The 25,687-nt window shown below is 67.0% G+C and carries 20 protein-coding genes; 7 read left to right on the plus strand and 13 right to left on the minus strand.

Annotated elements, in window-relative coordinates:
• The first annotated feature begins 144 nt into the window (after nt 1–144).
• Nucleotides 145–945, plus strand: a complete 801-nt coding sequence (locus MZV50_RS23250) for a FadR/GntR family transcriptional regulator (protein ID WP_252631703.1) — start codon at nt 145–147, stop codon at nt 943–945.
• 93 nt (nt 946–1,038) lie between these two features.
• Nucleotides 1,039–3,750, plus strand: coding sequence for a glycoside hydrolase family 2 TIM barrel-domain containing protein (locus MZV50_RS23255; RefSeq protein WP_252631704.1), 2,712 nt, complete (start codon nt 1,039–1,041; stop codon nt 3,748–3,750).
• 266 nt (nt 3,751–4,016) lie between these two features.
• Here the strand turns inward: MZV50_RS23255 and MZV50_RS23260 are convergent, their stop codons facing one another.
• The gene (locus tag MZV50_RS23260; protein ID WP_252631705.1) at nt 4,017–6,110 is read right to left on the minus strand and encodes a response regulator; all 2,094 of its coding nucleotides are present in this window, start codon (nt 6,108–6,110) and stop codon (nt 4,017–4,019) included.
• Between the two features lie 367 nt (nt 6,111–6,477).
• Between MZV50_RS23260 and MZV50_RS23265 the strand changes: the two genes are divergently transcribed.
• From MZV50_RS23265 to MZV50_RS23285, 5 genes are all read left to right on the plus strand, one after another.
• Nucleotides 6,478–6,621, plus strand: a complete 144-nt coding sequence (locus tag MZV50_RS23265; RefSeq protein ID WP_252631706.1) for a hypothetical protein — start codon at nt 6,478–6,480, stop codon at nt 6,619–6,621.
• Nucleotides 6,622–6,712: 91 nt separating this feature from the next.
• Nucleotides 6,713–9,895 (plus strand): efflux RND transporter permease subunit, encoded by a 3,183-nt coding sequence (locus tag MZV50_RS23270; protein ID WP_252631707.1) that lies wholly within the window; start codon nt 6,713–6,715, stop codon nt 9,893–9,895.
• Nucleotides 9,888–11,081 (plus strand): efflux RND transporter periplasmic adaptor subunit, encoded by a 1,194-nt coding sequence (locus tag MZV50_RS23275; RefSeq protein WP_252631708.1) that lies wholly within the window; start codon nt 9,888–9,890, stop codon nt 11,079–11,081. The genes MZV50_RS23270 and MZV50_RS23275 overlap by 8 nt, the downstream gene beginning before the upstream one ends.
• Nucleotides 11,068–11,979 carry a TolC family protein gene (locus MZV50_RS23280; protein WP_252631709.1) on the plus strand — a complete coding sequence of 304 codons (912 nt, stop codon included), beginning with the start codon at nt 11,068–11,070 and terminating at the stop codon, nt 11,977–11,979. The genes MZV50_RS23275 and MZV50_RS23280 overlap by 14 nt, the downstream gene beginning before the upstream one ends.
• Nucleotides 11,922–12,440, plus strand: a complete 519-nt coding sequence (locus MZV50_RS23285; RefSeq protein ID WP_252631710.1) for a TolC family protein — start codon at nt 11,922–11,924, stop codon at nt 12,438–12,440. The genes MZV50_RS23280 and MZV50_RS23285 overlap by 58 nt, the downstream gene beginning before the upstream one ends.
• Here MZV50_RS23285 and MZV50_RS23290 read toward each other — a convergent pair.
• From MZV50_RS23290 to MZV50_RS23345, 12 genes are all read right to left on the minus strand, one after another.
• The gene (locus MZV50_RS23290; protein ID WP_252631711.1) at nt 12,437–13,867 is read right to left on the minus strand and encodes a heavy metal sensor histidine kinase; all 1,431 of its coding nucleotides are present in this window, start codon (nt 13,865–13,867) and stop codon (nt 12,437–12,439) included. The two genes, MZV50_RS23285 and MZV50_RS23290, sit on opposite strands and share 4 nt — an antisense overlap.
• Complete coding sequence (locus MZV50_RS23295) at nt 13,864–14,547, minus strand: heavy metal response regulator transcription factor (RefSeq protein ID WP_252631712.1); 684 nt, start codon at nt 14,545–14,547, stop codon at nt 13,864–13,866. Before MZV50_RS23295 ends, MZV50_RS23290 begins: the two co-directional genes overlap by 4 nt.
• A 518-nt stretch (nt 14,548–15,065) precedes the next feature.
• Entirely contained in the window at nt 15,066–15,698 is a 633-nt protein-coding gene (locus tag MZV50_RS23300; protein WP_252631713.1) for a 3-oxoacid CoA-transferase subunit B, read from the minus strand.
• Nucleotides 15,695–16,411, minus strand: coding sequence for a 3-oxoacid CoA-transferase subunit A (locus MZV50_RS23305; RefSeq protein WP_252631714.1), 717 nt, complete (start codon nt 16,409–16,411; stop codon nt 15,695–15,697). The genes MZV50_RS23300 and MZV50_RS23305 overlap by 4 nt, the downstream gene beginning before the upstream one ends.
• Nucleotides 16,408–17,052, minus strand: a complete 645-nt coding sequence (locus tag MZV50_RS23310) for a glutathione S-transferase family protein (protein WP_252631715.1) — start codon at nt 17,050–17,052, stop codon at nt 16,408–16,410. The genes MZV50_RS23305 and MZV50_RS23310 overlap by 4 nt, the downstream gene beginning before the upstream one ends.
• Entirely contained in the window at nt 17,049–17,582 is a 534-nt protein-coding gene (locus MZV50_RS23315; protein ID WP_289781891.1) for a VOC family protein, read from the minus strand. The genes MZV50_RS23310 and MZV50_RS23315 overlap by 4 nt, the downstream gene beginning before the upstream one ends.
• Nucleotides 17,583–17,585: 3 nt before the next feature.
• Nucleotides 17,586–18,428, minus strand: a complete 843-nt coding sequence (locus MZV50_RS23320; RefSeq protein ID WP_252631717.1) for a fumarylacetoacetate hydrolase family protein — start codon at nt 18,426–18,428, stop codon at nt 17,586–17,588.
• A complete protein-coding gene (locus MZV50_RS23325; protein ID WP_252631718.1) occupies nt 18,425–19,801 on the minus strand; it encodes an MFS transporter in 1,377 nt (458 codons plus the stop codon). Before MZV50_RS23325 ends, MZV50_RS23320 begins: the two co-directional genes overlap by 4 nt.
• On the minus strand, nt 19,798–20,814 hold the full coding sequence (locus tag MZV50_RS23330) for an NAD(P)H-quinone oxidoreductase (RefSeq protein WP_252631719.1): 1,017 nt from the start codon (nt 20,812–20,814) through the stop codon (nt 19,798–19,800). The genes MZV50_RS23325 and MZV50_RS23330 overlap by 4 nt, the downstream gene beginning before the upstream one ends.
• Nucleotides 20,814–22,532 (minus strand): FAD-dependent monooxygenase, encoded by a 1,719-nt coding sequence (locus tag MZV50_RS23335; RefSeq protein WP_252631720.1) that lies wholly within the window; start codon nt 22,530–22,532, stop codon nt 20,814–20,816. Before MZV50_RS23335 ends, MZV50_RS23330 begins: the two co-directional genes overlap by 1 nt.
• Entirely contained in the window at nt 22,522–23,262 is a 741-nt protein-coding gene (locus tag MZV50_RS23340) for a GntR family transcriptional regulator (protein WP_252631721.1), read from the minus strand. The genes MZV50_RS23335 and MZV50_RS23340 overlap by 11 nt, the downstream gene beginning before the upstream one ends.
• Before the next feature lie 68 nt (nt 23,263–23,330).
• Nucleotides 23,331–25,637: a TonB-dependent receptor gene (locus MZV50_RS23345; protein ID WP_252631722.1), complete on the minus strand. Its 2,307-nt coding sequence runs from the start codon at nt 25,635–25,637 to the stop codon at nt 23,331–23,333.
• Between the last annotated feature and the right edge of the window lie 50 nt (nt 25,638–25,687).

Raw genomic sequence — 25,687 nt, forward strand, 5'->3', positions numbered from 1 at the left:
TTCTTGGGCCGTGGCGGATGGGGTCAACCTCTTTTTGCCTGACAACGCGTTCAATCCAGACCACAATCGCCGCCACCATCCAAAGAGGTCGCCAGCCGCCCCGCGCTCGCGACACGACAAGGGGCGATGGCGAGGGAGGCAGGCATGGTGGCGCGCGCGAAGGGTGGCGCGGAGAAGGTTCGGGTCGCCGAAGAGGCCTCGAACGGCGATCGGCTCTACCAGAGACTGGCCCGAACCATCTTCGATGACCTGCTGGCCGGACGCTACGCGATCGGCAGCCGGCTTCCGGCCGAACGGGAGCTGTGCGCTGAGTACGGCGCCAGCCGCCCCGCCGTCCGCGAAGCGCTGATCGCCCTCGAGGTTCAGGGGTATATCGACATTCGCGTGGGCTCTGGGGCCTATGTGCGAACCCTGCCCGGTCGCGAGGATCATCCCGGATTCGCAATCACCGCCTTCGAATTGACCGAGACCCGCCTGGCGTTCGAGGGCGAAGCCGCCGCCCTGGCCGCCAAGCAGATCACCGATGAGGAGATCGCCAAGCTCGAAGCCCTGCTCGACGACATGACCGCCGAGAACCTGCGCCCGAAGGTGACCGAGGACGCCGACCGCGCGTTCCACATGACCATCGCGCGGGCGACGCGCAACGCCGGGATCGTGCTGACGATCGAGGAACTTTGGCGACTGCGGTCGACCTCGCCGGCGTGCGCCCTGCTGCATGACAAGGCCCGGAGCGCCAAGATTAGGCCCGTGGTGCCAGAGCATCGCCGCATCGTCGAAGCCCTGAAGGCGCGCGACCCACAGGCCGCCCGCGCGGCCATGCGCGCTCACCTCGCCGCGGTTATGGACCACTTGCTGTTCACGACCGAAGAGATGGCGCTGGCGGAAGCGCGTCGCGCGGCGGCCGGCGTACGCGCCCGCTTCTCAGCTAATGCGATAGAAACCTGACTGACCAATTTTTAAAATTGATCTGGCAGATTTAGATTCCCTCGCTAAGGTTCAGCCAACGTCCGCCATGAGCGGCGATCGGGAGCACCTGCGATGAAGAGACTGCTGTTAGCCACGACCCTGGCCATCGCGGTCGCGCCGCAGGTCGTCCATGCTCAAGCCGAGTCCACGCAGGTCCGACGGCAGACCGCGCTTACGGACAACTGGCGCTTTCGCCAGGACGATGCGGTGGCCGGGGCAGAAGCGCCCAGCTTCAACGACCAGGACTGGCAACGCGTCAGCGTGCCTCACACCTGGAACCGTGTGGGCGTCTACCTGCCCGGCCCTATCGCCCGCACGCAGCAAACCACGGACGTCAACAAGGCCCAGGGGGTGGGCTGGTACCGGCTGTCGTTCGCCGCGCCCAAGCTGGACGGCAAGCGGGCGTATCTGCAGTTCGACGCGGCCAGTCGCGCCGCCAAGGTGTGGTTGAACGGCATTTATCTCGGCGAGCATCAGGGGGGCTTTTCGCGGTTCCGGCTGGACGCCACCGACGCTTTGCGCGCCGGCGACAACCTGCTGGTCGTGCGCACCGACAACAGCAAGCCCGCTCCCGGCTCGGCCACCGTCGACAACCTGCCGCTGACAGGCGACTTCTTCGTGCACGGGGGGCTCTATCGTCCGGCGAGCCTGGTGCTGACCAACGCCATCCATTTCGACATGCTCGATTTCGGCGGCTCGGGCGTCTATGCGCGCACCGCCAGTCTGTCGACCGACAAGGCCGACATCGCCATCCGCGCTCGCCTGCGCAACGACCTGTCCAAGGCCCGCCCGGTCCGGGTCGAGGCCCGGCTGTACGACGCCGAAGGCAAGCTCGCCGCCAAGGCCGGGACCGAGGTCGCCCTCGCCGCCCAGACCGCTCAGGACGCCAGCCTGTCGCTGGCGCTGACCAATCCACATCCGTGGAATGGCGTGGCCGATCCCTATCTCTACCGCCTGGAAACAGACGTGATCGGCAAGGACGGCAAGCTGCTCGACCGGGTCAGCACCGCGTTCGGCGTGCGGCGGATGGCCTTCGACGCGGACAAGGGTTTCCTGTTAAATGGCAAGCCCTACCGCCTGAAGGGCGTGGGCTACCATCAGGATCGCGAGGGCAAGGGCTGGGCGGTCGCGCCCGCCGACGTCGAGGAAGATATGGCGATCCTGCGCGAGATGGGCGCCAACTCCATCCGCCTGACGCACTACCAACACGGCCAAACCATCCACGACCTGGCCGACAAGTACGGCATCATACTGTGGGACGAGATTCCGCTGGTCTCGGCCTGGACAACCGGCGGCGCGCTCGAGCCGACCCCGGCCCTGGTGGAAAACGCCAAACAGCAACTGCGGGAGCTGATCCGGCAGAACTACAACCACGCCTCGGTCGCCACCTGGGGCATCGCCAACGAGGTCGATTTCGGCAACTCGTTCCCCGCCTTCTTGACCGGCTACAAGGACGGCAAGGCGCCCGATCCGATGCCGCTGCTCAACACCCTGAACCAGCTAGCCCACCAGGAGGATCCGGGACGGCCCACGGCGCTGGCGACCTGCTGCGAAGGCCGGGTCTTCGCCGCTGGAGTCGACGTTCCGACCACGGCGGAGGCCGCCGATTTGGGCGGCGCCAATCGCTATTTCGGCTGGTACTTCGGCGAGACCGGCGATCTGGGTCCGCACCTCGACGCCCTCCGCGCCAAGCGTCCGCGCCAGCCCCTGTCGGTGACCGAGTACGGCGCCGGCGGCGGCGTGACCATCCATACCGACGACGTGTTGGGCGGCCCGATCGACTCGCGTGGCCGCATCCAACCCGAGGAGTTCGAGAGCCATGTCCACGAGACGGCCTGGGCGGCGCTGTCCCAGCGCCCCTGGCTGTGGGGGACGTGGATCTGGAACTCGTTCGACTTCGCCACCACCATCCGCCACGAGGGCGACGCCGACGACATCAACACCAAGGGCCTGGTCACCTACGACCGCAAGATTCGCAAGGACGCCTGGTACTTCTACAAAGCCAACTGGTCCGACTCGCCAACCGTCCACATCAACGGCCGCCGCTATGTCGATAGGGCCTATCCCGTCACGGAGGTGCGGGTCTATTCGAATGGCGCGACCACTGATTTGACGCTTAACGGCGAGTCGCTGGGCCAACGCGCCAACTGCCCGCAGCACGTCTGCGTCTGGCCGGCCGTGCGCCTGGCGCCGGGCGAGAACGTTCTTGTCGCCAGGGGCAGCTTCGGCGGCCGGGTCGCCGAGGATCGCATCGTCTGGCGGCGACCGACCGATCCGACCTTCCCCGTCCGCATCGACGCCGGCTCCATCGTCGGAGCAGGCAAGACCGTCGCATTCGGTTCGGACGCCTTCTTCCAGGGAGGACAGGCCCAGTCGGCCAATACCCCAGCCGACTATGGCCGTCCGTTGGTTCGCGCCGCAATCAGCGGGACCGACGAGGTCGACGTGGCCGCCAGCTACAGGCAGGGCCGCTTTTCCTACGCTGTGCCTATCGCGCCGGGCCGCTACCGCGTGCGCCTGACCTTTGTTGAGCCATCGCTGGCCAGCGGTGAGCGTCGCTTCGACGTGCGGGCCAACGGCGCGCCGGTCCTGCAGAGCTTGGACGTGGCCGCCCAGGCCGGGGGTCCGCTCAAGGCGCTCGACAAGACTTTTGAGGTTAACGCCGGCGTCGAGGGCCTGACGCTGCAGTTCATCCCTACCCTAGGTGAGGCGATCGTCTCGGCGATCGAGATCAGGCCCGTGTCCACGGTCATTTCAGACAGCACGGCAGATCGCGGGCGTTAGGCTGCGTCGCTTGCCAACCATTCTCAGAATTTTCTTGCATCCGCCGGGGCGTCCACACACGACATTCGGCGGACCAGTCGCTGGCCATTCAGGACCTTGTCGGAGTTGCCGCAGGCTTCCGACCGGCAAGCTTGGCCTAGAGATTCCCAGCTTGTAGGCGTGAGACTCGGCTTAAGGACTAGATGTTGAGCCACGGTGGGTCCCGACAAGAGGCTGCTTCTGCTTGCGCGCCCTAGGGCGGAGCCGATGGCGATGAAGGTCGGCGGTCAGGCGCCGACAGCTGGACGGGCGTCGGCGGTTGGCGGGCGCCGCAGCCAGGTCTCTACCGTGGCGTAGAGCAGGTCTCTCTGGATAGGCTTCGCGACGTGGTCGACCATCCCGGCCTCACGGCAACGAGCGATGTGCTGGGGCAAGGCGTCGGCGCTCATAGCGATGATCGGCACGGTTGCGGCCGCCCCTGGCAGGGCGCGAATGGCGCGGGTGGCGGTCAAGCCGTCCATGCCCGGCATGTGAATGTCCATCAAGACGACGTCGAACCCGCCCACCTGCGCAAGGGTCACCGCTTCGTGGCCGTTCTGGGCGGTGACTACGTCGCAGCCGGCCAAGGTCAACAAGGTCTGGCCGATCTCGCGATTGAGCGGATGGTCGTCGACCAGCAGGATGCGGGCCGAACCGATCCTGTTCCGAGCCAGGCTCCCGGTTGCGGCGGCCGGTTCGACCCGCCGCGCCCCGAGCGAGAACCAGAAGGTCGAACCCTGTGCGGGTTTGGGGCTCATGCCGATCTGTCCGCCCATCAGTTCGATGAGCGCCTTGCTGATCGCCAGGCCCAGACCCGTGCCGCCAAACGCGCGCGTCACCGAGCCATCGCCTTGCGAGAAGCGCTCGAAGAGCCGGCCGCGCAGCTCCGCTGGGACGCCGATCCCGGTATCGCTGATCTCGACCCTGAGCAGGTCGCCTTGGGGGCCCGGGGCGATCATCAACCGCGCCGAGACGTTTCCGGCTGGGGTGAACTTCACAGCATTGTTCAACAGGTTGAGCGCCACCTGGCGCAGCCGGGCCGCATCCAGCTCATGGTGGAGATCGCCCTCTCCACACACGCTGACCTCCAGCGTCAGGCCCTTGGCCTGGGCCTCCAGGGCGACGATCTCGGCCGCCTCGCGCAAGACCGCCTCGGCGCGCGTTGGCGCAAGCACAAGCTCCAAGCGGCCGGCCTCGACCCGTGAAAAATCGAGAACGTCATTGACCAGCGTCAGCAAGGCGCCGCCGGCCCCATCGATCAGACCCACCTGCCGGCGGGCGTCGGGCGCCAGGTCGTCGCGCTCGGCCAGGAGGCGGGTGAACCCCAGCACGCTGTTGAGCGGGGTGCGGATCTCGTGGCTCATTGTCGCCAGGAAGTCGGTCTTGGCTTGGCTCGCTGCCTGGGCGCGGGCCTGGGCCCGTCGGGCCAGGGCCTGACGGTGGATCAGCAGCTGCTTGAGACGTTGCTGGGTCGCCAGGGCCAGGGCCGCCGCCAGGCAAGTGACGAAGAGGGCGCCGACAAAGAGCTGCAGGACATGCATGCGCTCGGAGGCTTGCGCGCGCGTTCCCGCCTCCGCCGCCAAGCCAAGCACGCTGAGCGGCGCGGCGATGGCGGTCACGAGCAAGGTCGTCCACGCCGCGCCCTTGGGGCCCAATCGGAAAGCGGCGAGCACGCCAGCCGGAAACGCCAGGAAGGGCAGGCTGTGGGTGGGCCTGGCGAAGGCGAATACGGCCGTGGCCGCGACCATCAGGTAGCAGAGGAGCTTTTCGAGCGCCGACCGCTCGAAGCCGTGTCGAATGGTGGGATCGAACAGGATCAAGGCCGCCGGCAGGCTGACGGCCATGCCCAGCCCGTTGATGAACAGCCAGTTGGCGGTGAGGCTGCCCAGGCTCAGGTGAAGGATCGGCGCGCAGCCCAAGGCGCCGACGAGCGCCATGATCACCGTGGCGGGCATCGCCAGGCCTATGGTTTTCAACGCACGGCCGAGGTCTTTTAGCCGTGGCGCCCCGCCGAACGCTCGGTGCAGCACCAGGGCCACGAGGATCGCCTCAGTGGCGTCCAGCACGCTGAACAGAGCGCTCATCAGCAGCGGCGAGGCGCCCGCCCTGTCCAGCACCAGGTGCGCGGCGACGCTGACGGCCAAGAGAACCAGGCGCCGGCCGGCTGTCAGCAGCAAAAGGCCTACGGCCAGCAGACCATTGCATGGCCACACCGTGGCCAGGCCCGAGGGGCCGCGCGTGAGGAGGTCGCAATAGGCGATGACGATCAGGTAAGCCACGCTCAGGACCACGAGCAGCCGCGTCTGGCGCCGGTCCCCATCGAACCGATTGCTCGATATCATGCCAACCTTCCCGATGAGCCCAAATCCCAAGCCGCGCACAAGATCGCCGGCAACTGCCGCTATAAGGTTAAGGGGCCGAGCTTTTGCGGAGTGTCGCTATAGGGCCGATCCAACTGGAGCATCGCACCCTCTCAATCGAGAGGCATTCCCCCTGCCGGTCACCGTCGATGGCGGCCTATGCGGCGGCGCTGCGCCAATAGCCGCCGCAGGGTCTGCTCCAGGAAGGCCGCATTCAGGCATTCGATGCCGATGTTCCTCGCCGATCATGTCGGACGTTCGGTTTCGTACGACGTTGATTTCCGGCGTCGACCTCTGACTTGCGCAATCGTCCCAGCCTACTGAAGGGCCGAGTCTTTGGGGGAAATGGATGGACGATCGCGGCATCCTGCGCGCCGATGCGGCGCTGGTCCTGGACGGCGCCATGGGCTCCATGACCTTCGCGCCAGCGCTCGCCCTGTCCACCGGCGCGGAGACGCGAGCTGATGCGGGCCTGCGGCCGAGCGGCGCCTAGCTGACGGTCTTGTCAGGTACGCGTCAGGCTGCCGACCTCTTGGCCTTGCTAAACCGAAGCCAATCTTCCCTCCGCAACGACGGAATTCCAGATGATCTCCCTTGTGCGGACGGCTTTGGCGCGTCCCTATACCTTCGTCGTCATGGCCGCGATGATCCTGATCGTCGGCGTCCTGGCGATCCTGCGCACGCCGACCGACATCTTCCCGAACATCCGCGTTCCCGTCGTCGCGGTGGCCTGGACCTATAACGGCCTGTCGCCGTCCGACATGTCGGGCCGCATCCTGACGCCCTATCAGCGGGCCCTGACCACCACGGTCAACGACATCGACCATATCGAGGCGACCTCGCTGCAGGGCATTGGGGTGGTGAAGATCTACTTCCAGCCCGGGGCCGACGTGCGCCTGGCCAACGCCCAGATCACCGCCATCTCCCAGACCCTGCTGCGCCAGCTGCCGCCCAGCACCACCCCGCCGCTGGTTTTGAACTACAACGCCTCGACCGTGCCGATCGTGCAGTTGGCCCTGTCGGGCCAGGGGATGAGCGAGCAGCAGCTCTACGACTTCGGCCAGAACTTCATCCGCACCCGCCTGGTCACCGTGCCCGGCGCGGCCCTGCCCTTCCCGTTCGGCGGCAAGACCCGTCAGATCCAGGTCGACATCGACCCCCAGGCCCTGCTGTCCAAGGGCCTATCGGCCACTGACATCGGGGCGGCGATCGCGGCACAGACCCAGATCACCCCGGCCGGCTTCGTCAAGATCGGCGAGTTCCAGTATGCCCTACGCCTCAACAACGCCCCTGGCTCGGTCGACGAGCTGAACGCCCTGCCCGTCAAGACGGTCAACGGCGCGACCATCCGCATCGGCGACGTCGCCCACGTGCGCGATGGCTCGGCCCCACAGCAGAACATCGTCCACGTCGACGGCCAGCGCTCGGTGCTGATGACGGTGCTGAAGTCGGGCGCGACCTCGACCATCGCCATCGTCGACGGGGTCAAGGCGGCCCTGCCGGAGCTGAAGGCCCAGCTGCCGCCGGAACTGAGCATCACGCCGCTGAACGACCAGTCGACCTTCGTTAAGGCCGCCGTCGAGGGCGTGGTCCACGAGGGCGCCCTGGCCGCCGTACTGACCTCACTGATGATCCTGCTGTTCCTGGGATCGTGGCGCTCGACCGTGATCATCGCCGTCTCGATCCCGCTGGCGGTGCTGGCGGCGATCGCGGCGCTGGCGGCGTTCGGCCAGACCCTGAACGTCATGACCCTGGGCGGCCTCGCGCTCGCCGTCGGCATCCTGGTCGACGACGCCACCGTCACCATCGAGAACATCAACTGGCACCTGGAGCACGGCAAGGACGTCAAGTCGGCGATCCTGGACGGCGCGGCCCAGATCGTGACCCCGGCCTTCGTCTCCCTGCTGTGCATCTGCATCGTCTTCGTGCCGATGTTCTTCCTGCCGGGCGTTTCGGGCTTCCTGTTCGTGCCGATGGCGCTGTCGGTGGTGTTCGCGATGATCGCCTCGTTCCTGCTGTCGCGGACCCTGGTGCCGACCATGGCGGCCTACCTCTTGAAGCCCCACGTCCCGCACGACGAGGAAGCGCCGTCCAGCAATCGCCTGGTCCGCTTCCAGCGCGGATTCGAGCGCGCCTTCGCCAAGGTGCGCGACGCCTATGCCGGCCTGCTGGGCGTGGCCCTGGGCGCGCGCGGGCTGTTTGTCGCCGGCTTCCTGGGGTTCGCCCTGCTGAGCCTGGCTCTCGTCCCGTTCCTGGGCCGCAACTTCTTCCCGGCGGTGGATTCCGGCTCGATCGCCGTGCACGTGCGCGCCCCGACCGGCACGCGGATCGAGGAGTCGGCGGCGCTGTTCGACCGCATCCAGCGTCAGGTCCGCACGATCATCCCGGCCGACGAGATCGACACCGTGGTCGACAACATCGGCCTGTCGACCAGCGGCATCAACGTCGCCTACAACGCCTCGGGCACGATCGGCCCGCAGGACGGCGACATCCTGATCAGCCTGAAGAAGGGCCACAGGCCGACCGACGACTATGTCCGCATCCTGCGCGAGCAACTGCCCAAGGCGTTCCCGACGGCGACCTTCTCGTTCCTGCCCGCCGACGTCACCAGCCAGATCCTGAACTTCGGCAGCCCCGCCCCGATTGACATCCAGGTGGCCGGCGGCGACATGGCGGCCAACCAGGCCTACGCCCAGAAGATCCTGCGGGCGGTCCGCGGCGTCGCCGGCGTCGCCGACGTCCGCATCCAGCAGCCGCTCGCCTCGCCCGAACTGCGCTTCGACGCCGACCGCACCCGTATCCACGGCCTGGGCCTGGACGAGCGCGACGTCACCGCCAGCCTGGCCGGCGCCGTGGCCGGCAGCCAGCAGACCGCGCCGGTGTTCTGGCTGAATCCGCAGAACGGGGTCTCCTACCCCGTCGTCGCCCAGACGCCGGAATACATGCTGGACAGCTTCGACAAGCTGTCGTCGATCCCGGTCACCGGCGCCCGCGCGCCCAACCAGGCGCCGCAGGTCCTGGGCGGCCTGGGCACGCTCAGCCGCGGCTCCACCGCCGCCGTGATCTCGCAGTACAACATCCAGCCCATGGTCAATGTCTACGCGGCCACCCAAGGCCGCGACCTGGGCGGCGTGGCGAGCGACATCCAGAAAGCGCTGAAAACCCTGGAGAAGGACAAGCCCGCCAAGGTGCGCGTCACGCTGCGCGGCCAATACCAGACGATGAACACCGCCTTCTCCGGCATGGGCTGGGGTCTGCTGGGCGCGGTTGTGATGATCTATCTGCTGATCGTCATCAACTTCCAGTCCTGGCTGGATCCGTTCGTGATCATCTCGGCCCTGCCGGCCGCCCTGGCCGGCATCGCCTGGATGCTGTTCGCCACCGGGACGCCGCTGTCGGTGCCCGCCCTGACCGGCGCGATCATGTGCATGGGCGTGGCCACCGCCAACTCAATCCTGGTGGTCAGCTTCGCCCGCGAGCGACTGGATGCCACTGGCGATGCCGTCCAGGCCGCGTTTGAGGCCGGGGTCACCCGCTTCCGCCCCGTGCTGATGACCGCCCTGGCCATGATCATCGGCATGGCGCCCATGGCTCTGGCCCTGGGCGAAGGCGCCGAGCAGAACGCGCCGTTGGGCCGCGCCGTGATCGGCGGCCTGATCTTCGCCACCTGCGCTTCGCTGCTGTTCGTCCCCACCATCTTCTCCATCGTTCACGGCCGCCGCCCCCACGCGGAAGCCGCCTCCCCCGAAGGCGTCGCCCATGTCTGAGTCCCTGCCTGACACCCTGCCCAAGACCAGCCCCCAGCGGTTGCGCCGTCTCGCCCTGTTCGGCGCCGCCGGCTTCGTCCTGATCCTGGCGGCCGGCACGGCCTCGCGGCTGATGGCCAGCAACGACCTGAAGAAAACCAGCCAGGCCAGCGCGATCACCACGGTCAGCGTCATCCAGCCCGGCGGCGGGGAAAGCGGCGAGTTGGTCCTGCCTGGCCGCCTGCAAGCCTGGAACGAGGCCCCGGTCTTCGCCCGCACCGACGGCTATCTGCGCCGCTGGTACGTCGATATCGGCCAACCGGTGAAGACAGGCCAGGTGCTGGCCGAGATCGACGCGCCAGAAGTCGACCAGCAGCTAGTCGCCGCCCGCGCCGCCCTCGCCACCGCCCAGGCCCAGCGTGACCTGGCCGCCACCAGCGCCGCCCGCTGGAAGCGCCTGGTCGCCGAAAACGCCGTCTCGCAGCAGGAAGCCGATGAACGCGCCGGCGACCTGGCCGCCCGCGAGGCCATGCGCAACGAGGCGCTGGCGAATGTCCGTCGCCTGGAGAGCCTGACCGCTTTCAAGCGCATCGTCGCTCCGTTCGACGGGGTGGTGACCAGCCGCGACACCGACCAGGGCGACCTGATCAGCGCCGGCAGCGGTCGCGCCACGCCGCTGTTCACGGTGTCCGACACCAAGCGCCTACGGCTCTATGTCAGCGTGCCCCAGAGCCTGGCCGGCCAAATCCGCGCGGGCATGAGCGCGACCTTCACCACGCCGGACCTGCGGGGTCAGATCTTCAACGCCCGCCTGATCCGCACGGCCGACGCGGTCGACGCCCAGTCGGGGTCGATGCTGATCCAGCTCGAGGTCGACAACGCCGGCGGCCGGCTGAAGCCCGGCGGCTACGCCCAGGTCAGCCTGGACCTGAAGGCGGCCACGACCTCCACGGCCTCGGTGCGGATCCCGTCCAACGCCCTGTTGTTCCGCAAGGAGGGCGCGGCCGTAGCCGTGGTCGGCGGCGACAACATCATCTCGATCCATCCCGTCAAGATCGCCCGGGACGACGGCGCCGAGCTGGAGCTGGCCTCCGGGATCGCCGCCAACGACTGGATCGTCACCAGTCCGCCGGACGCCATCGCTAACGGTGACAAGGTCAATGCGGTGAAGGCCGAAGCCAAAGGCGGCGTCAATGCAAAGGGCTAGCCTACTGATCTTGGCCGGCCTGGGCCTCGCCGGCTGCGCGCTGGCCCCGGCCTACGCGCCGCCGACGCCCGTTGCGCCGGCCGCCTTTCGCGACACCGGCCCCTGGACCCCGGCCGCGCAAGTTGAAGCCCGCGGCGTAACCTGGTGGGCGGTGTTCAAGGACCCGACGCTGGACGGGTTGGAACGTCGGATCGAATCCGACAGCGCCGACCTCGCGGCCGCCCTCGCCCGCTACGATCAGGCCCGCGCCCTATCCCGTCAGGCCTCCAGCGCCCTCTTCCCCAGCGTCGGAGCGTCGGCCAGCACAGAGCGCCAGCGCACGCCGGTCAACGGTCGCTTCGACACCACGACCCTGGCGGCCAGCGCCGCTTATGAGGTCGACCTGTGGGGTCGAGTGCGCAACCTGGTGGCCGCCGGCAAGGCGGACGCCCAGGCCAGCGCCGCCGATCTCGCTGGGGTGCGCCTGAGCCTCCAGGCACAGCTGGCCGACGCCTATTTCGCCCTGCGCGGGGCCGACGCCCAGATCGCGGTGCTGGGCTCGACGGTCGAGGCCTATCGCCAGGCCTTGGACCTGACCAACCGGCGTCAGGCCGGCGGTGCAGCCAGCGGTCTGGACACCGGCCGGGCCCAGACTCAGCTGGCGGCGACCCAGGCCCAGTACGAGCAGGCCGTGGCCAATCGCGCCCTGCTGGAACACGCCATCGCCGTGCTGGTCGGCGAACCGGCCTCGAGCTTCAGCCTGGCTTCCGCGTCAGGCCTGAGCGACGCCCCGGTGACCCCGGTCGGCGCCCCTCGACCCTGCTGCAACGCCGTCCCGACGTGGCCGCCGCCGAGCGCCGCATGGCCGCCGCCAACGCCCGCATCGGCCAGGCCCGCGCCGCGTGGTTCCCGAGCGTGACCCTCGCGGCCGCCGGCGGCTACCAGTCTAACGGCGGCGAGCTGCTGACAGCCGCCAACCACGTCTGGGCCCTGGGGCCGCTGGCGGCCGCCCTGCCCCTGTTCGACGGCGGGGCCCGCAAGGCCGAGGTCGCCCGCAGCCGGGCGGTGTTCGACGAGACCGCCGCCGGCTATCGCCAAACCGTCCTGGACGCCTTCCGCGAGGTCGAGGACCAGATGGTGCTGGCCAACCGCCTGGCCGCCGCCCAAGGCCGTCAGGACGAGGCGGTCGACGCCGCCGTGCGCACCACGGCGCTGGCGACGACCCGCTATCGCGAAGGCGCGGCGAGCTACCTCGACGTGGTCACCGCCCAGACGGCTGAGCTGCAAGCCCGGCGCGAAGCGCTGGACCTGCGGACGCGTCGCCTCTCGGCCAGCGTGGATCTGATCCGGGCGCTGGGCGGCGGCTGGAGCGCCGGCTAGGCGTCGAGGGTTTCCCGCTCGGGCGGCGGCTCCGCGGCCACGGTCGCCAGGCCGCCGTCCGTAGCCATCGGCTCGGCTCGCGGCAGCAGGAAGCCAATCAGCACCTCGCCACCCTCACAGCGCGCGAAGACCGAACCGCCATGCATGGCGACGATCGCCTTGACCACCGCCAGACCGAGGCCGTGAACCTCGCCGCTGTGCTCGCGGGCCCGGTCCATGCGGTAGAAGCGGTCGAACAACCGCGCCAGGTGAGGCCCAGGGATCGGGCCGCCCTTGTTGCGCACCGACAGGCACACAACCTTGTCCTGGGGCTCGATCGTGACCCGCACAGTCTTGCAGTCGACCCCGTGACGAATGGCGTTGTCGAGCAGGTTGGTGACCGCCCGGCCCAGCAGCGAGGCGTCGGCGGTGACGGTGGCGTCGCCCCGCACCTCAAGTCGCACCTCGGCGTCCTCGAACAGCACATCCAGGAAGTCGGCGGTCTTGTGCGTCAGGGCCGCCAGCGACAGCGGCGCCAGGTTGGCCGCCAAGGCCCCCTGATCGGCCCGGGCCATGAACAGCATGTCGTTGATGATCGTGCGCAGCCGCTCCAACTCCTCGAGATTGGAGTGCAGCGTGTCCTCCAGCTCGTCGGCGTCGCGCGTGCGCGACAGCGCGACCTGGGTCTGGCCGATCAGGTTGCCCAGCGGCGTGCGCAATTCGTGGGCGACATCGGCGTTGAAGGCCGCCAGCCGCTCATAGGCGGCCTGCAGCCGGTCCAGAGCCCCGTTGAAAGCGCTCATCAGCCCGACCAACTCGGCCGGCAGGTCCTGGGTCGGCATGCGCAGGGAAAGGTCGGCGGGGTTCAGGGCGCCGGCCCGCTGCGACAGGCGATCGACGGGGGCGAGACCCCGGCGCGCGATCCACCAGCCCAGCAGGCTGACCAGCGCCGTGATCAATACCGACATGCCCAGGGCCCCGACGCCCAGCACGTAGCGCGAAGCGTCGAACGGGGCGGTGTCGGCGGCGATCACCAGGCGCACGTCGGGACGGCGGCCGAAGGCTGGCACCTTGCGCGACAGGGTCATGAACCGCTTGCCGTCGGCGTGGATGACCCCGAAGCCGTTGCGGGCCGGCTCCAGCGCCGTCCCCGGCATGAACTGGAAGCGCGGGTCAGCGCTCTCGATGCGGTAACGGATGGAGCCGTCGGCCGGCGTGAACGACTTAAGCTTGTCGGTCATGAGCGGCCAGCGGGTCGGGTCCTCCGACCGGCGGATCATCGCTTCGATGATCTCCGAGCGGGCGCTGAGCTCCTCGGCCTGGTGGCGCTTGAGCTCCAGACTCTGGAAGCTGAACAGGGTCACGCCAGCCAGGATCGACACCGCGCCGGTGGCGATGGCGAACATCAGGGCCAGCCGGCCTGCGATAGATTTGGGAGCGGCGATCACGTCGAACTCCCTTCGGGGCGATGCTCCAGGACGTAGCCCATGCCGCGCACCGTGTGCAGCAGCTTGGTCTCGAACATCCCGTCGATCTTGGCCCGCAGGCGCTTGATCGCGACCTCGACCACATTGGTGTTGGTGTCGAAATTGATGTCCCAGACCAGTTCGGTGATGATGGTCTTGGAGACGATCTGCGACTGGCGGCGGCCCAGGACGACCAGCAGGGCGAACTCCTTGGCCGTCAGGTTCAGGCGCTTGCCCGCCCGCGTGGCGCGACGGGCCATAAGGTCCAGGTGCAGGTCGCCCACCGTGATGGTCGTTGACTCGCTGCGGCCCCGGCGCGTGATGGCCTGCAGCCGAGCCAACAGCTCCAGGAACGAGAACGGCTTGACCAGATAGTCGTCCGCACCGGCCCCCAGACCCTTCAGGCGATCCTCGACGCTGTCGCGAGCGGTCAGCATGATCACCGGCGTCTGTCGCGTCTGGCGCAATTGCCCAAGCACCTCGACCCCGTCCAGGCCCGGCAGCATGCCGTCCAGCACCACGGCGTCGTAGTCCAAGGTTTGGGCCAGATGCAAGCCATCCTCGCCATTGCTGGCGAAGTCCACGGCGTAGCCCTGTTCGGTCAGCCCCTTGCGCAGGTAGGCGACGGTCTTGGGCTCGTCCTCGACGATCAGGATTTTCATGGAACGGAACGCCTCAAGACCAGGATCCCAGAATGCAGAGGTTCCAAGCCGACAAAATAGCGCCTCCCCGCGCCCCTCGCCATCTTCGGACGACGCATAAACCGGCTGAAGTGACCCTTGTACATTGCGGTCGTCGCCGGGTCGCCAGCCTGACCGCCAGATGACATTTCTGACCAGCGGCCGCCGCTCATGACGTTGGAGGTCGTCACAAGGCCTGAAATGGGTCCGATGAACCAGAGCCCCCTTTGGCCGTGAGGCGCAACGTCCGCGATGCATTTCAGGGCGCATCGCCACAGCGGAACCTTGACGTATTGCGGTTCCGATCAGTGCGCACCTCAAACCGAGGTGTCAGCGCTACCGGGTCCTCAGTTTCCGAGCGCTCCGCTTCTGCGTACCTACACCTTCTTGAGAACTACAGCCGCCGGACGCTGCCGCACATCTAGGATGCCCGTACAGGATGGGCGCCAGCAGGGACGATCCGGGTTTACTGTTCCAGCGGCCCCGGTCGACAGCGAGACTCAAACAAGAATGGGAGCCCCAGTCTTGCGGCGAATATCGTCCAGCTGAACGCCCGGCGCGAGCTCCACTAGACGGAAACCCTCTATCGCTGGATCCAGCACGGCGAGATCGGTGTAAACCCGATCGATGACGCTGCGGCCCGTGGCCGGAAGCGTGAGGCCCCTGAGCAGCTTTGGCGCGCCCGATCGGGTGGTGTGGGCCGTGATCACACGCACCTTCTTCGCGCCGGCCGCCAGGTCCATGGCCCCGCCAACGGCGGGGGCTCCGTCGGGCCCTGTTGACCAGTTGGCGATGTCGCCGTTCGCGGCGACCTCAAACGCGCCGAGAATGCATACGTCGACATGCCCCCCCCGGATCATCCCGAAACTGTCGGCATGGTGGAAATAGGCCCCGCCCGCGACCAACGTCACCGGCTTCTTGCCAGCATTGATCAGGTCCATGTCTTCTTCGGCCAGCGGAGGCCGAGGTCCCATGCCGAGAATGCCGTTCTCGCTGTGAAGGACGAACTCCCGATCCGAAGGAACATGGTCGGCCACCCGTTCCGGCAGACCTATGCCCAGATTGACATAGGCGCCGTCGGGAATGTCCGCGGCGGCGCGGGCCGCCATTTGCTCTAGGGTCCAGGCGGTCATTTGGCGTTCTTCCGATCAAGTTGGGCCAGATGATCGCGTTCGCTGACTGGCTCGGCCACCCGCACCACCCGGTCGACATAGATGGACGGTGTGACGATCGCCTCAGGATCGAGGTCGCCGAGATCGACGAGGTTGCGCACCTGGACCACCGTCAGGTCCGCCGCGGTGGCCATGACGGCGCCGAAATTGCGCGCAGCCTTGCGATAGACGAGATTGCCCCATCGGTCGGCGGTCTCGGCCTTGACTAGGGCGACATCGCCGCGCAGCGCCGTTTCCATCAAATAGTCACGTCCTCCGAACGTCCGGACCTCTTTACCCGCCGCCAGCTCAGTTCCGACCGCCGTGGGGGTGAAGAAGGCGGGTATCCCGGCGCCGCCCGCCCGCAGCCTCTCGGCCAGCGTGCCTTGTGGCACGAGCTCGAGCTCGATCTCGCCGCGCTTATAGAGGTCGTCGAAGACATAGCTGTGCGAACTACGCGGAAAGGAGCAGATCAGTTTGCGCACGCGGCCGGTCTGCAAGAGGCGCGCGAGACCGATCTCGCCATTGCCGGCGTTGTTGTTCACCACCGTCAGATCGCGCACGCCTTGATCGATTAGGGCATGCACCAGCTCAGTAGGATTTCCCGCCTCGCCGAAGCCGCCGATCAGGACCGTCGCGCCATCCTTGACGCCCTGCAGAGCGGCCTCGACGTCTGTGCAACGCTTGTCGATCACGCCGCGGCCTCCAGCTTGTCGTGAAGCACGCCCGCGTCGTTGCGGATCGCATGCAGGACAGCGGGACGCGACAGCATCCGGTCCTTCCAGGTCGTGAGCTTTTCGAGCTCCTCCATGGGGAAGCCGTCGTTGAGGCCCCAGCCGTAGAACACCAGCGCATAGCCGTCGGCCACACCAAAGGCCCGGCCGCCGAACCATTCCCGCTCGCCGAGACGGGCCTCCATTTCCAGCAGGGCCTCCCACATCTTCGGCCGTCCCGCCTCCACCAGCTTGGCCTGGGCGTCGGCGTCGGGCGTGAAACGCAACGGCATACGGATCTGGCGGCGCAGGATGTGGACCGTGCTGCCGAACCAGGCCATCAGCGACAGCGTCCGGCTCGTCTCCTCGAGACCGGACGGCAGCAGGCCGGCAGCGGGCGCTAGGCTGGCGATCCGGTAGAGGATGGCGAGGTTCTCGGTCAGCAGCTCGCCATCCAAGACCAGCGCGGGCACCTTGCCGGCGGGATTGACCTTCAAATAGCCAGGCCGATCGGTCGCGAGATTGATGATCTCGACGCTGTAGTCGAGACCACTTTCCTCGAGCGCGATCAGGGGCGCCAGGGAGCAAGCGCCCTTGTGATGGTAAAGGGTGAGGCCGCTCATGCCAAAACCTCGTCGTCGCGGCGCATGATGTCGGCGACGTCTTCGCCCGATGACAGCCGGCGCCTGAGGTCCTCAGGATCGAGCTCGATCCCGATCGGATTGCGCGCGAAGGCCTCCCCTGCCATCCAAAGTTCGGCGTCTCGCGCGTCGGCGAACCGGTCGACCTGGAGCTCGACGTCGTTGCCGTCCGGATCGGCATAGTAGAACGAGATCGTCGGGCCGTGGTTGATGGTCCGCCAGGGCTTAATCCCCTCGCCCGTCAGACGATCAAAGGTGGCCAGGAGCTGTTCGAGACCTTCATAGGTGAAGGCCGAATGGTAGAAGCCGACGGAGGGTGATGGCGCGCGCGGCGCGAAGGTCTGCGTCGCGATCAGCGCGATCCGGTGGTGCTCCTCGTCATAGGTGAGGAAGGCGATCCGGTCGTTGGCGAAGACGACATGAGCCCCCAGGACAGTGCAGTACCAGTCGATCATGTTCTGGAGCTGGTTCGTCCTGAAGACGATATGGGCGAGGCGAACGGGTGAGATCATGGTTCAGCGCTCCTCGTCGATGACGGTGTTGGTCAGCGTGCCGAGCCGGTCGATCTCGACCTCGATGGTATCGCCAGGCTTCATCCAAAGTGGGGGCTTGCGCACCGCGCCGACCCCGCCGGTGGTGCCGGTCGCGATCACGTCGCCGGGCCGGACCTCCCAGATCTGGGAGACGTAGGCGATCAGCGCTTCAACGCCAAAAAGGAGGTCGTCGATTCCCGTCTGCTGCACCACCTCGCCGTTGAGCCGAGTTGTCAGCTGCAGGGCGTTCACGCCCCCCGCCTCGTCGGGGGTGACCAGCCAGGGCCCGAATGCGCCGGAGCGATCGAAGGTCTTGCCCGGCATGAACTGGGACGTGTGGCGTTGGAAGTCGCGCACCGAACCGTCGTTAAAGCAGGCATAGCCCGCGACATGCTCCAGCGCCCGTTCGGACTGGATGTGGCGACCGGGCTTGCCGATCACCACGGCCAGCTCGCCCTCGAAATCGAACCGCTCCGAGACGCGCGGCCTGACGATCGGGGCGCCGTCGGCGACGAGGGAGTCGGGGTAGCGCGCGAACAGGATCGGATGGGCCGGCGTGTCGTTCCCGGTCTCGGCGATATGGCTCTTATAGTTGAGGCCGACGCAGACGATCCGCTCCGACCGGGGAATGGGCGGCAAGAGCGTGACCGACGCAGCGTCATGGTCCGCCGGCGCGTCGGCCAGGGCCTCAAGCGCCGCGATGTCCGTGAGCGCCGAAGCAAGATCCCGATAGTGCGACAGCCGAGCACCAGCGTCGACGATCCCATCATCCCGATAGATCCCGTAGCTTGGCGTGCCAGCGGTGACAAAGCTGACGAGTTTCATGACGGGTCTCCTGACGGTGCGGTGTTCGTAAGGTGGATGGCGGCGTAGCGGCGCGCATAGGCGGGCCTGCCGGCCAGGAAGAGCAGGATGGAGAGGACCGCGGCGCAGCCCACGGTCAGCGCGATGGCCTCGCCGATCCGGGCCGGATCATGGAAGACGAGGTCGCCGATCAGCGGCGGGCCGATCGGCCCGATGGTCAGCCCCGCAAGCGAGATACAGATGAGGTAAAGCGCCGAGATCTGGCCGCGGTAACGGTTCGGGACGACCAGCTGCAAAGCGGCGGCCGCAGCGCCGATCGGCAAGGCGACGAAGACCATCACCACGCCGAACGCGATGGATGAGGCTCCCGCGCTGCCCGCAAAGATCATCCAGACCGTCGCCACCGCGATACCGGTCATCGACAGCATGCCCACCAAAAGCGGCGTGTCGCCGCGACCGGCCGCGAACAGGCGGTCGCTGATGACCCCGCCGATGATCAGGCCAAGGCCGCCGCCGCCCATGGTGGCCAGGCCGAGCGCGCCGCCAACCCCAGCCGGCGCCAAATGGTAATGGCGCCCGAGAAAGGCCGGGATCCAGCTGAGCAGCGCGTACAGCGCAGTGTTGTGACAGGCAAAGCCGAGGATGAGGCTGGCGAACAGTCGCCACTCGCCTCTGATGAAGCGCACGGTCTCGGCGATACTGGGCAGCACGTCCGCCGCGCCGGGTTCGTAATGGGTTCGCCGCGGTTCGCGGATCAACAGCATCAGGCCGGCGAGCAAGAGCCCGGGTAGGCCCACGGCGAGAAAGACCAGGCGCCAGGGCGCGATGTCGCGCAGCGCCGCAAGATCCAGCTCGGCGCGCGTGAAGAGGTCGAGCAACGCCCCGCCGACCAGAAGCGCCAGGCCCGATCCGAGATAGACGCCCATATTATAGGCCCCGAGCGCAAGCGACAGACGGCGCTTAGGCACGGCGTCGGCGATCATCGAATAAGCCGCCGGCGACAATGTCGCTTCACCGATCCCCACGCCCGCCCGCCAAGCGAACAGCGCCGCGAAGGATCCCGCCGAGCCGCAAGCCATAGTCATCAGGCTCCACAGCGCGATGCCGAAAATGACGAGGTTGCGCCGACTGCCGCGATCGGCGAGCCGCCCGAGCGGGATGCCAAAACCGATATAGAAGATAGCGAAAGCCAGGCCCTGCAGCATGCCAAAACGGGTGTCGCTGATTGCAAGATCGGCCTTGATGGGCTCTACGAGGAGCGACAAGATCTGCCGGTCCATGAAGGAAAGCGCGAGCGCCGCCATCAGTGCGACGACGAGGATAAGGGCGCGCAGAGGGGACATGGCGTTGTCGTCCTGACCTGCCACCGCGACGGCCTTCGGCGGGCGGCTCACTTCTCATCCTCCGCGACGATCAGCGCGATCTTGCCGATCTGCCGCCGCGCCTCGAGATCTTCGAGGGCGCGTGCCGCCTCGGCGAGCGGATAAGTCCGGTCCAGCATCGGCTTGATGCGGCCCGCCACGATATGGGGCCAGACCAATGCTTCGAGGTCGGCGGCCACGCGCGCCTTGAAGGCGTCGGGACGCGGGCGCAGCAGGCTGCCGCCGACGCGGAGCCTCTTGCGGACGATCTTGCGCAGATCGACCTGCGTCGTGAAGCCGCGCGCCGCGCCGATGAACACCAGGCGTCCGCCCTCGGCCATCGCCTGTAGGTCCTTGTCGAGATAGTCGCCGCCGACAATGTCGAGGATGACGTCCACCCCCCTGTGATCGGTGACGTCCAGGATGACGGCGGCGAAATCCTCAGTCTCGTAGTCGATCCCGCGTTCGGCCCCGAGCTCGACGCACAGACGGGCCTTCTCAGGCCCCCGCGCCGTGGCGAACACGCGGCGGCCAAGGGTCGAGGCGATCTGGATGGCGGCGACGCCGATGCCACTCGTGCCGCCATTCATCAGGAAGGACTCGTTTTGTCCGAGCGCGCAGTCGAGGAAGACATTGCTCCAGACCGTAAAGAAGGTCTCCGGCAGCACCGCCGCTTGCGCCCAACTCAGGCCTTCGGGCGCCGGCAGACAGTTGCCAGCCGGCGCGATCGCATATTCGGCATAGCCGCCGCCACGCAGAAGCGCACAGACCCGGTTCCCGGTCGACCAGCGCGAGGCATCGGTCCCGGCCGAGACGATCTCGCCTGCGACCTCAAGGCCCGGCAGGTCGGTTTCACCGGGGCGGATGGGATGGCCGCCATTGTGGAGCTGGTGAACATCATGGCCATTGACGCCCGCCGCCCGCACTCGGATCAGAACCTCGCCGGGTCCCGGCGACGGGACAGGACGCGTCGTCTCGGCGAGCATGAAATGGCCGTCTGCGTCGTGGATCTCGACAGCGCGCATCATGGAAGGCGACGGGGTCATCAAGCGACTTTCGTGACGGAGGACTGGAGCGGTCGGCCGAGGACGCAAGAGAGCGCGGCGGCAAGCTGATCGCGCCTGGTCTGCCCGGTCTCAGGCTCGACCCATGCGATCCGACCATCGGGACGCACGAGGATCGCAAAAGGCTGGCCACCCCAGAAATCAGCGGCGCTGACCCGTTCGCTTCGCATCGTCGCATCGATCGCGACGACCTGAACCGCCATCGGCGCGTCAAGGCTCGTGGCGGCCTCCCGCCAGAGTTCGGCGTCCTGTGACGGCGCGAACAGGGTGAACCGGTCGAAATGGAGAAGATCGATGGTCGAGACGCCCGGCTCGACCCACAGATGGGGCATCTGCCCCCCAGGGCGGAAACTCGGCCGATATCCCTCGACCGCCTCGACCGGCTCGGCGATGGCGCGCTCGGCCGGCAGGAAGGCGCCGTTCTCGGCCATCGAGGCCATCTCCATCTCGAGGAACGCGAAATGCGGCATCTGAGCGTCGACCGCCGTGCGGATGGCCTCGAACCTGGGATGGGCCGGATCGGCGCGCAGCGCCGCGATCACCGCGGCGAACGCCTCGGGCGGTTCCTCGGCGCCGATCGCCATGGCGACTTCGCGCATGCGGACATGGTTGTTGACGGACTGGTTGGTGTTGCGGATCGCAACAGGACGGCACTCCGTCTCATAGCTGTCGATCAAACTGTCGCCGGCCTGACCCCGGATCACCGCCGCGACTTTCCAGATCAGGTTCTCGACATCCTCGACCCCGGTGTTCAGGCCCAGGCCTCCCGTGGGGGGGAAACGGTGGCCGGCGTCTCCGACGAGGACAACCCTGCCCTCTCGGTAGCGCTCGGCTACCTGCGCCGACATCGCCCAACGGTCGATGGCCGAAATGGTGAAGTCATGGGGACAGCCCATCACCTCCTCGACGATCGCCCGGCACTGAGCCTCGTCGAAGCTCTCGAACGGCGTCGCCTCCGGGTCGAACCGCATCATGAAAACCTGGGAGCCGATCGGCTGGTGCATGATGAAGAAGCCTTCGCGGGTCGGCGTCCGCACGAAGAACAGCACGCCCGGCCCGCGTTTCAACGCCTCGGTCATGTCCGACTTGATGTGGATCGCCAGGAAGTGGGCCAGCGCCTGGGGCCCCTCCATTGCGATGCCGACTGAGCGGCGAACGCGGCTTCCCGCACCGTCTGCCCCGATGACATAACGGGCCTTGATTTGCGATGTCCCCTCGGCCCGTTCCACCGTCGCCGTCACGCCCTCGCCGTCTTGGACGAGCGACCGGAACGCCGCGCCGAACGCTACTGGATCGCGCCCGGCCATGAAGGCCGCGCGACGGTGGAGGATGGGCTCGAGCAGGCTTTGGGGCAGGTTGGCCGAATGGCCCGGACTGATCTCGGTGAAGCGCGGCACGCGCCCCTTCTTGCCGGCCAGGCTGAGCTGGCCATAGTGCAGGCCGCCGACGCTTTCACACCAGGTGATGCACTGCTGCAGTTCGACCGGCGTGCTCTGTTCCAGAATTTTGTCCGCCACGCCGATGCGGCGGTAGACTTCCATGCTGTGGGTCTTAAGCACATGGGCCGAAGGCTCCGTGTGCAGGCCAGTCCGGCGCTCGATGACTTGGTGCGTCAGGCCGATGGAAGAAGCGATGATCGAGGCCAGCAATCCGGCCGGCCCGGCCCCGACAATAAGAAGATCAAGCTGTTCAATCGACATGGGTCTGTTTTTTCCTTCGTCGGAGCACGACAGGCTCGGCGGAAAGCGCAGCGCGGCCCGACGTCAAAAGGCGGGAGAGATGATCGCGCGAGCGATGGATGTGCTCACGCATCAGGTCCTCGGCGCGGGCCGATTGCCCGCGGCTCACCGCGTTCAGGATGTGCACGTGGTCGGTGTGGGCATCGACCATCCGCGCATGGGCGTCGTCGTGCCGATCGTTGGTGAAGAGGATCGCCACGGGGGCGACCAGCGGCATCTTCGCCAGAAAAGCGTGGACCTTCAGAAGCGTGCTGAGCCCCGCCGCGTTCATGATCGTGCTGTGGAAGACGTCATTCGACGCCGACCAGCGCCGCATGTCGTCAGCGCCGCAAAGCCCGCCGGCCACGAGCGCCTCGCCTTCGGCGACACAGGCGCGAAGGGTCGCCAGAGCGTCGTCGCCGAGCCCGCGTTCGACCGCCGTGCGCGCAGCCAGCCCCTCCAGCGCGCCGCGAACATCGAAGGCTGACAGCACGTCCTCGATGCTGAACGCGTTGACGACGAACCCGCGATTGGGCTCGCTGGTGACGAGACCTTCGGCTTCGAGAATGCTGAGCGCCACCCGCACGGGCGTGCGCGACACGCCGAACGCCTCGGCCAGATCGCGCTCCGGCACCCGTGATCCCGGCTGAAGCTCGCGCGCGATAATCATCTCGCGCAGTTTCAGGGTGACGGCTTCGACACGGGTCGACATGGCAGGGCTCCTATCCTCGGACGTCCGGATGGACGCCCGAGGGTAGAGTAGAGATGCGGCCTTGGAGGTCAAAACGACGCCGATAGTTGGACGCCGTAGCGCCGCTGCGCCTCATAGGCCGGCAGCTGGTAGTAGCTGTTGAAGTTGTTACGGACCCGGGCGACGAAGTTCTCGCCCGTCACGTTGCGGGCATAGGCTGACACCGACCAGCGCCCATCTTCCGGCCCGACGCCGGTGCTCAGATTGACGAAGCCATAGCCGTCCTGAACTTCTCTTGGGTTGCGGTTGGCCTCGTACCAGGTCTTGCCACGATAGGCGTAGTTGCCGCCGACAAAGCCCTTCCAGCCGGTCCAGAGCACCCGCTCGTAGCGCGCCGAGAGATTGAAACTCCACTTGGGCGACTGGGCCAGAGGGAAGCCGTTGAGCGTCTGAACGCCGCCGACACAGAAGCCGGGCTGGAGCGCACTGCCTGCCGGCAAAGTCGGTTCGTTGGGATAACAGGCGGCGTTGTTGAAGTCGGTATAGCGCGCGTCGATATAGGCGCCGTTCAGCCCGAGCGAGAGCCCACTGGTCGGACGCGCGGAGATCTCGAATTCGACGCCGCTGGACTTCAGCGCGCCAGCGTTCTGGATCACGAACACCGGCGGACTGACGGGCAGGCCAACCGTGGTCTGGAAGTTGCTAAAGGTCGAATCGAAGGCAGCGATGTTGACGGTCAGACGACGGTCGAAGAACTGCGACTTGACGCCGATCTCATAGGATTTGACGATTTCGGCCTCGACCCTGGCGTCGTTGACGATCGCGCCGGGCGTCAGCGATTGAGTGAGATTGAAGCCCGGAGCCTTATAGCCGCGTGACGCCGTGCCGTAGATCATGATGGACGGGGCGACGTCGAACTGGGCCCCGACGCGATACGAAGTGGCGTCATAGGTGATCGGCTTTGGCGTGAACGAGAAGATCGGCACGGTCGCCGGGACGACACCGGAATCGGGCCCGGTCCTAGAGCGATCGAAAGAACCGGTGACGCGGTCGTTGGATTGCCGGACACCGGCGACGATGCGGAACTTTGGTGTAAAGCGGTAGGTCGCTTCACCAAAGGCGGCGATATTGCGCAGAGTGTTGTGGACGGTGTTTCGCCGCGGATAGTTGGACGAACCGGGCACGGGCACGCCGAAGAAGGCCTGGTTCTGCACGTCGTTGATACTGAAGTCGTAGTAAAACAGCCCCGCCACAAAGCTGAGCGGCCGGTCGACCGGCGAGGCGATCCGCAGTTCCTGGGTGAACTGGTCGTAGCGCTCGTCGTCGGTCAGTTGGTTGATCTTGATCAGCGGCGAGTTCGATAGCCACGGATCCATCTGACCGCTGGTGAAGAGGTTGCGGTAGGAGGTGACCGACGAGAGCGTATAGCCGCCGGGAAGGTCAAGGTCGGCCAGCGCCGTGACATAGTAGTTGCGTGCGAACGACTTGGGCGTCGTCCCGGGATCGGCCACGAGATTGTTCGCCGACGGTACGATGCCCCGGGAGGTTTCATAGGCCTCGACGACGGAGCCGAACGGGGCGGTATTGGTGAATTCACGGTAGGTGAAGGCCACGCCGTGTTCGTCCCGTCCGTCCGCCTGACCGATCAGGGTTAGGCGCAAGGCGTCGGTCGGCTCGAACGTCAGGCCGAGCCGGGCGCCGTAGCTGTTCTTATCGCTGTAGTCGCGGCCATTCAGGTCATGGACAAAGCCGTCATGGCCGAACCGCCAGGCAGTCAATCGGATGGCGGCCTTATCGCCGATCGGAACGTTCAGCGCCGCATCGACATTGAGCTCATTGAACGAGCCATAGCTTAGATTGGCCTGTCCGCCGCTGACGCCGAGCTCGGGCTTTTGGGTCACGACACCGATCAGGCCGGCGGTGGCGTTCTTGCCGAACAACATGCCTTGCGGGCCTTTCAGCACCTCCACGCGCTGGATATCGACCAGGTCGGAGATGCTGCCGCCCACGCGCGCGAGCGGCACGCCGTCGACGGTGACACCAACCGACGACTCCAGCGCCGCGCTTAGCGCATAGGTGCCGACGCCGCGGATGTAGAAGCTGTTGAGCTTGGCTTCACCCGACGGCGAGAAAGAGATGCCCGGCACGGTCTGCTGAAGTTGAACCGTGCTGACGACACCCGTCTCGGCGAGAACCTTGGGGGTGAGCGCCACGACCGAGATCGGGACGTCCTGCAACCGCTCCGAGCGCTTGTTCGCGGTCACCACGATGTCCTCAAGCGTCGTCGACAGGGCCTGATCCTGCGCAGGCGGCGCGCTCACTGAACCGGCCGCCTGGGCCGACGCCGGTGATGCGGCAATGGCCTGCGCGGCGATCGCCAGCGTGCTTACGCCCATCGCCCAGCAGGCTGAACGCCCTACTCGTCTCTGCCTCTTCATAGCTTGTT

It is taken from the genome of Caulobacter segnis, assembly GCF_023935105.1.
GTDB lineage: Bacteria > Pseudomonadota > Alphaproteobacteria > Caulobacterales > Caulobacteraceae > Caulobacter > Caulobacter segnis_B.

Coding starts and splice junctions, on each gene's coding strand:
- MZV50_RS23250 (WP_252631703.1), top strand. CDS start 145: ATGGTGGCGCGCGCGAAGGGTGGCGCGGAGAAGGTTCGGGTCGCCGAA.
- MZV50_RS23255 (WP_252631704.1), top strand. CDS start 1,039: ATGAAGAGACTGCTGTTAGCCACGACCCTGGCCATCGCGGTCGCGCCG.
- MZV50_RS23260 (WP_252631705.1), bottom strand. CDS start 6,110: ATGATATCGAGCAATCGGTTCGATGGGGACCGGCGCCAGACGCGGCTG.
- MZV50_RS23265 (WP_252631706.1), top strand. CDS start 6,478: ATGGACGATCGCGGCATCCTGCGCGCCGATGCGGCGCTGGTCCTGGAC.
- MZV50_RS23270 (WP_252631707.1), top strand. CDS start 6,713: ATGATCTCCCTTGTGCGGACGGCTTTGGCGCGTCCCTATACCTTCGTC.
- MZV50_RS23275 (WP_252631708.1), top strand. CDS start 9,888: ATGTCTGAGTCCCTGCCTGACACCCTGCCCAAGACCAGCCCCCAGCGG.
- MZV50_RS23280 (WP_252631709.1), top strand. CDS start 11,068: ATGCAAAGGGCTAGCCTACTGATCTTGGCCGGCCTGGGCCTCGCCGGC.
- MZV50_RS23285 (WP_252631710.1), top strand. CDS start 11,922: ATGGCCGCCGCCAACGCCCGCATCGGCCAGGCCCGCGCCGCGTGGTTC.
- MZV50_RS23295 (WP_252631712.1), bottom strand. CDS start 14,547: ATGAAAATCCTGATCGTCGAGGACGAGCCCAAGACCGTCGCCTACCTG.
- MZV50_RS23300 (WP_252631713.1), bottom strand. CDS start 15,698: ATGACCGCCTGGACCCTAGAGCAAATGGCGGCCCGCGCCGCCGCGGAC.
- MZV50_RS23310 (WP_252631715.1), bottom strand. CDS start 17,052: ATGAGCGGCCTCACCCTTTACCATCACAAGGGCGCTTGCTCCCTGGCG.
- MZV50_RS23315 (WP_289781891.1), bottom strand. CDS start 17,582: ATGATCTCACCCGTTCGCCTCGCCCATATCGTCTTCAGGACGAACCAG.
- MZV50_RS23320 (WP_252631717.1), bottom strand. CDS start 18,428: ATGAAACTCGTCAGCTTTGTCACCGCTGGCACGCCAAGCTACGGGATC.
- MZV50_RS23330 (WP_252631719.1), bottom strand. CDS start 20,814: ATGACCCCGTCGCCTTCCATGATGCGCGCTGTCGAGATCCACGACGCA.
- MZV50_RS23335 (WP_252631720.1), bottom strand. CDS start 22,532: ATGTCGATTGAACAGCTTGATCTTCTTATTGTCGGGGCCGGGCCGGCC.
- MZV50_RS23340 (WP_252631721.1), bottom strand. CDS start 23,262: ATGTCGACCCGTGTCGAAGCCGTCACCCTGAAACTGCGCGAGATGATT.
- MZV50_RS23345 (WP_252631722.1), bottom strand. CDS start 25,637: ATGGGCGTAAGCACGCTGGCGATCGCCGCGCAGGCCATTGCCGCATCA.